This is a genomic window from Candidatus Poseidoniia archaeon, assembly GCA_030748895.1.
GTDB lineage: Archaea > Thermoplasmatota > Poseidoniia > MGIII > CG-Epi1 > UBA8886.
In genome coordinates this window covers 1-778 of the sequence record JASMLC010000048.1, presented here as the reverse complement: position 1 = coordinate 778, position 778 = coordinate 1, and the positions used below count along the sequence as shown (strand labels likewise).

The window sequence follows — 778 nt, the reverse complement described above, 5'->3', positions numbered from 1 at the left end:
ACATTCCAAGCCAAGCTATTCATCTGCTAGTGTTAGTAAAATCAACTAAACTCACTAGTGTCTGCCTACTTGCGTCATTGAATATTATCTCTACCAGATATATCGTCGTCGACGATACACCCTCGATGTTTTATCTCATCTCTGAGATTCACGAAGTGAATATGATGTGTGAAAGTCAATTAGAAAAATGGACCCACCGCGAATTGAACGCGGGACTCCTCGGTGCAAGCGAGGTGTTTTACCACTAGACTATGGGCCCAATATTACCCTTTGACTTTTGTACTTTTAAAAGTTATTTACTAACTTCTAAATTAAGATGTTAATGGTATGCGAAAGAAATTCATTGAAATGTAATATAATATTTTAGGAGGTGATCCATCCGCAGGTTCCCCTACGGATACCTTGTGACGACTTAACCTACCTTGTCTAACCAAGGCTCGTCCCTGACGGGTCTCACCAAAGCTAAACTCGGTTGGTTTGACGGGCGGTGAGTGCAAGGAGCATTGACATATTCACCGTCTGCTGATAACACACGATTACTACGAATTCCAGCGTCACGAGGGTGAGTTGCAACCCTCGATCTGAACTAGGCTGCAGTTTATGAGATTAGCTTCACCTTTCGGTGTCGCAACCCTCTGAATGCAGCATTGCCGCGCGCGTGTAGCCCAGGACATTCGGGACGTACTCACCTAACGTAGCCCGCACCTTCCTCCTTGTTACCAAGGCAGTCTGTATATTGTACACGTAGTAAATATACATACGGGTCTCGCCTGTTACC

Annotated in this window: 1 tRNA gene and 1 rRNA gene; both read right to left on the bottom strand. The window is 44.7% G+C overall.

Going from position 1 to position 778, the window contains the following annotated elements:
- Nucleotides 1-188: 188 nt before the first annotated feature.
- Nucleotides 189-259, bottom strand: a tRNA-Ala gene (locus QGG57_06985).
- Nucleotides 260-365: 106 nt separating this feature from the next.
- Nucleotides 366-778: ribosomal RNA gene (locus tag QGG57_06980) — 16S ribosomal RNA — on the bottom strand; the annotation flags it as partial.